The organism is Streptomyces sp. SID14478 (assembly GCF_010548525.1).
Taxonomy (GTDB): Bacteria; Actinomycetota; Actinomycetes; order Streptomycetales; family Streptomycetaceae; genus Streptomyces.
On sequence record NZ_JAAGMG010000998.1, the window covers coordinates 1 to 4776 of the forward strand.

The window sequence follows — 4776 nt, forward strand, 5'->3', positions numbered from 1 at the left end:
GCGGCGAGGAGGCGGCCCGCGCCGCGGGCGCCGGTGACCTGAACGTGCTCATCGGCTACGACCTGCGCTTCTGGCGCGAGCTGTCGGCGCTCGTCGGCAACCCGTACCTCTCCGACTTCTTCCACCGGCTGCGCGTGCAGTCCTGGATGTGCGCGGTCCCGCACCTGCGCCGGGCCGGTGACCTCAGGGGCCGGCTGTGGTCCGGCCACTGCGACCTGGTGGAGGCGCTGGCCCACCGGGACGGCCGGGCCGCGCACGCGATCATCGCCGAGTACAACGCGGACTCCCTCGGCCTGATCGAACGCCTCGCGGGTGAGCGGAGCGGCTGAGGCCGGGTACGAGCAAGACAGGGCTGTGGCGGGCCGCCGCCCACTACCCTGAGCCAGGGCGTGTCCTCACACTCCCCAGCCGAGAACACGCCTGCAACCGACCGGAGTCCTAAGGAGCCCCCTTGGCCTGTGACCTGTGGCTCGTCCCCCTGGTCGACGTGCTGTGCCACAGCCCCGACAATCCCTTTGCCGAGGAACTCGCGCTCTACGACAAGGCGTTGCACGAGGCAGGTCTGCCGCCGGTGCCGGTCTACGCGTACATGCCGGGCCTGTCCGGTGACGTGGCACCCGTCGCGGGCTTCGACTACGACGCGCTGCACTTCCTGCGCCGCGCCTATCTGCTCCAGATGTGCGGGCTCGCCGTCACGCCGGTGGACGAACTGGGCGGTGACTACGAGCAGTTGCTGGAGATGTTCGAGTCGACGGCGCAGGGCTCGCACCTGGTGTGGCACTACGACCACGCGGGCGCGTACGTCCCGGTGGACTTCCCGACGCCGCTGTCGAACGACGAACTCCTCGAGGGCGGCGGCCCGCTGGGTTCGGCCCACGCGCTGCTGCGGGAACTGGAGTACGTGGCGCCGTCGATCGGCATAGACCCGGCGAACCCACCCGTGCCGCCGGCCCCGCCGACGGCCCCCACGGCCCTGGAGGAACCGGCCGCGCCCGTCCCTCTGGAGAGCAGCCCCTTCGCACGGGAGCGGCACGTCTGGCTGGGCCTGCACCAGGCCGCGACCCGCAGCCTGGCCCAGGGCTCGATGATCATCTTCAGCTGAGCCGGACGGCAGCCGGGGCCGAGGGGGAAGCCGTCCCCCTCGGCCGGCGGCCGCTACGCCACGTGCGCGTCCGCGGCGGCCAGTGCCACGTCCAGCGCGGCCAGGCCCTCCTTGGCCTCGGCCTCGGTGATGTTCAGCGGCGGCACCACGTGCGTGCGGTTCATGTTGAGGAAGGGCCACAGGCCGTTCGCCTTCGCGGCCGCGGCGAACGCCGCCATCGGCGCGTTCGCCTCTCCTGCCGCGTTGTACGGCACCAGCGGCTCCCGCGTCTCCCGGTCCCGTACGAGTTCGAGCGCCCAGAACATGCCGACGCCGCGCACCTCGCCCACCGACGGGTGCCGCTCGGCCAGGTCGCGCAGGGCGGGCTCGATGATCTCGGCGCCCGTCCTCGCGGCCTGTGTGACGATGCCCTCCTCCTCCATCACGTTGATGGTGGCGACGGCGGCGGCGCAGGCCAGCGGGTGCCCGGAGTACGTGAGACCGCCGGGGTAGGGGCGCTTCGCGAACGTCTCGGCGATCGCACCGCTGAGGGCGACGCCGCCCAGCGGCACGTACCCGGAGTTCACGCCCTTGGCGAAGGTCAGCAGGTCGGGCGTGACGTCGTACAGGTCGGCGGCGAACCACTGGCCCGTGCGCCCGAAGCCCGCCATGACCTCGTCGAGGACGAAGACGATGCCGTAGCGGTCGCACAGCTCGCGCACGCCCGCGAGGTAGCCGGCCGGCGGCAGCATGATGCCCGCCGTGCCCGGGACGGTCTCCAGGATGATCGCGGCGATCGTCGAGGGGCCCTCGAACTGGATCGTCGACTCCAGGTGCTCCAGCGCCCGGGCGCACTCCTGCTCCTCCGTCTGCGCGTAGAAGCGGGAACGGTAGAGGAACGGCGCCCAGAAGCGGACCACGCCCGCCGTGCCGGTGTCGTTGGCCCAGCGCCGCGGGTCGCCCGTGACGTTGATGGCCTGCTGGGTGCCGCCGTGGTACGAGCGGTAGGCGGAGAGCACCTTCGGGCGGCCCGTGTGCAGACGGGCCATGCGAAGGGCGTGCTCGACGGCGTCGGCTCCGCCGTTGGTGAAGAAGATCTTGTCGAGGTCGCCGGGGGTGCGCTCCGCGATGAGGCGTGCGGCCTCGGAGCGGGACTCGACGGCGAAGGCGGGCGCGAAGGTCGTCATCTTCGCCGCCTGCTCCTGGATCGCGGCGACGACCTTCGGGTGCTGGTACCCGATGTTCGTGTAGACGAGGCCGGACGTGAAGTCGAGGTAGCGGTTGCCGTCGTAGTCCCAGAAGTACGAGCCTTCGGCACCGGCGACGGCGAGCGGATCGATGAGCTCCTGTGCGGACCAGGAGTGGAACACGTGCTTGCGGTCCGCGGCCTTGACGGCGGCGCCGACCTGGGGATTCGGCTGAGGGGTCATGGGCCCGAGGGTAAATGTGGGACGCACCCGGACACCATCGGCGTCCTGTCTGTGGGACGGAGCCGAACACGACAGTCTGTCGCCCACCGACCGGGTCCGGGTCCGGTGGGGACCGGCTGCGCGGTTCCCCGCGCCTTCCTCGACAGCGCCCCCGAGAGGGCGCACGCAGTACGCATCTCAGGGGCGCGGGGAACCGCGCGCTCAGCCCCCACCGGACCCGCACCCGCCACACCGCATCGAGCCCCGGGCTAACAGGCGCCCCGGGGGAACGCCAGTCTCACCGCCCGGGCCCACCGGTTCACGCCCAGGTCGGGACGGAGCGCGGCGAACCCCCCGCAGTACTTGGTGAACTCGGCCGCACGCACCCCGAACCGGTGCAGCACCCGGTCCGCCTCGGTCAGCTGCCCCCGCGTCTTGGTCTCCACGAGCACCAGCCCCCCGTCCGCCCGGACCACCCGCCCGTCGCAGACGTCCCGCACCACGAGCCCCGCGTCACACGTCACCCGCTGCCCGTCGGCGACGAACGTGGCGCGCTGGTAGTCGGTGACCAGGGACGGCCGCAGCCCCTGCGGCGCGGCGACCCCGTACGCCCCGCCCAGCACCCCGGCCAGGAACCCCTGCCCGGCAGGGTCGAGCACGTGCTCGTCGCCGTGGAGCAGGCGCCGGTGTTTGACCGTCTCGCCGTGCCCGTTCTTCAGCTTGATCTCGAACTGCCGCTCCCCGGTGTCCTGGTAGAGCCGCTCGCGGATCTTGTAGCGGAGCCGGCGGCCCTGCCGGTGGTCGTGGTAGGTGCGCAGGTCAGCGGTGTCGTAGTACGTGGAGCGGTACCCGAACCAGCGCCGCCCGTTCACCGACAGCGCCCGGAACGGCCCGCCCGCCCGCCGCGGGTCCGTCAGCAGCGCGGCGAAGTCCTGGAAGACCTCCACCGGTACGAGATAGCTCCGGTCGTGGCGGGCCAACAGCTGGGCCCTGATGTTGAGTTCGTCGAGCGAGAGCGGCCGGGCGGCCAGTGCGGCGCGCCCGATGGCGCGTACGGCGGGGATCACACGGTCTCCTGGAGGTAGGGGGCTGCGGGTCTTCGTCGTACTACCGGTCGTGCACGAGGGGGACGTACGGGCGGCTCCCATGGTTCCCGACTTTCCGTTCACCGGAAGTGCAATTCCACCAAGACTCCATCGAGCGGCTCCGTGTCCGTTACGGAACCGAAGAAGCCGCTCCGGGTCTCCTTGTCATAAGTCCGCACTATTCTCGGGTTGTTGCACACGTACGGGGGAGGGTGGCGCGACATGGAGAAGCTGGAGTCGCTGGGATCGGGGGACCCGCAGCGGATCGGCGTCTACCGGCTGCTGGGACGGCTCGGCGCCGGCGGGATGGGCCAGGTCTACCTGGCGCGTTCGGAGCGCGGACGCACGGTCGCCGTGAAGCTGGTGCGTCAGGAGCTCGCGGAGCAGGAGGAGTTCAGGAACCGGTTCCGCCAGGAGGTCCAGGCGGCGCGGCGGGTCGGCGGCGCGTGGACGGCGCCCGTGCTCGACGCGGACACGGACGCGGAGATCCCCTGGGTGGCGACCGGGTACGTCGCGGGCCCGGCCCTGCAGCAGGTCGTCGCGCACGACCACGGCGCGCTGCCGGAGCGTTCCGTGCGCATACTCGCGGCCGGCCTCGCCCACGCCGTCAAGGACATCCACGAGGCGGGGCTCATCCACCGCGACCTGAAGCCGTCGAACGTACTGGTCACCATCGACGGCCCGCGCGTCATCGACTTCGGGATCGCGCGCGCCCTGGAGACCGTCACCGACGGCGGCCTCACCCGCACCGGCGCGCTCGTCGGCTCCCCCGGGTTCATGGCGCCCGAGCAGGTGCGCGGCGACCGGATCACCCCGGCGTGCGACGTCTTCTGCCTGGGCTCGGTGCTCGCGTACGCGGCGACGGGCGCGCTGCCCTTCGGCACGTCCAACAGCGGGGTGCACGCCCTGATGTTCCGCATCGCCCAGGAGGAGCCGGACCTGGACGACCTGCCGGAGGGGCTGCAGGACCTCGTGCGGGACTGCCTGCGCAAGCAGCCCGGGGACCGCCCCACGCCGGCGGAGATCCTGGAGCGCACCGGCGCCGAGGACACCCTGTCCGACGGCGGCCGCACCCGTGACCCCTGGCTGCCCGGCGCACTCGTCGCCCAACTGGGCCGCCACGCCGTGCAGTTGCTGGACTCGGAGGACCCCGACCAGGGCCCGGCGCCGGCCGCGCCCCCGGTGCCCCCGCCGCCCGCGC

5 protein-coding genes are annotated in these 4776 nt (G+C 72.3%); 3 read left to right on the forward strand and 2 right to left on the reverse strand.

Annotated elements, in window-relative coordinates; genetic code table 11:
• Both G3I40_RS32415 and G3I40_RS32420 read left to right on the forward strand, forming a co-directional pair.
• Window positions 1-329 (forward strand): FCD domain-containing protein (locus G3I40_RS32415; protein WP_164306191.1); only part of this gene is annotated, 329 nt, incomplete at its 5' end.
• 122 nt (window positions 330-451) lie between these two features.
• The gene (locus tag G3I40_RS32420) at window positions 452-1102 is read left to right on the forward strand and encodes a hypothetical protein (protein ID WP_164306192.1); all 651 of its coding nucleotides are present in this window, start codon (window positions 452-454) and stop codon (window positions 1100-1102) included.
• A 53-nt stretch (window positions 1103-1155) separates the two neighbouring features.
• Here the strand turns inward: G3I40_RS32420 and G3I40_RS32425 are convergent, their stop codons facing one another.
• Both G3I40_RS32425 and G3I40_RS32430 read right to left on the reverse strand, forming a co-directional pair.
• Complete coding sequence (locus G3I40_RS32425; protein WP_164306193.1) at window positions 1156-2511, reverse strand: aspartate aminotransferase family protein; 1356 nt, start codon at window positions 2509-2511, stop codon at window positions 1156-1158.
• Between the two features lie 248 nt (window positions 2512-2759).
• Window positions 2760-3557 (reverse strand): polyphosphate polymerase domain-containing protein, encoded by a 798-nt coding sequence (locus G3I40_RS32430; protein WP_164306194.1) that lies wholly within the window; start codon window positions 3555-3557, stop codon window positions 2760-2762.
• 249 nt (window positions 3558-3806) lie between these two features.
• Here G3I40_RS32430 and G3I40_RS32435 point away from each other — a divergent pair.
• A partial coding sequence (locus G3I40_RS32435; RefSeq protein ID WP_164306195.1) for a serine/threonine-protein kinase occupies window positions 3807-4776 on the forward strand: 970 nt, incomplete at its 3' end.

Excerpts from the sequence above, each read along its gene's own strand:
- G3I40_RS32425 (WP_164306193.1), bottom strand. The coding sequence starts at position 2,511 with ATGACCCCTCAGCCGAATCCCCAGGTCGGCGCCGCCGTCAAGGCCGCG.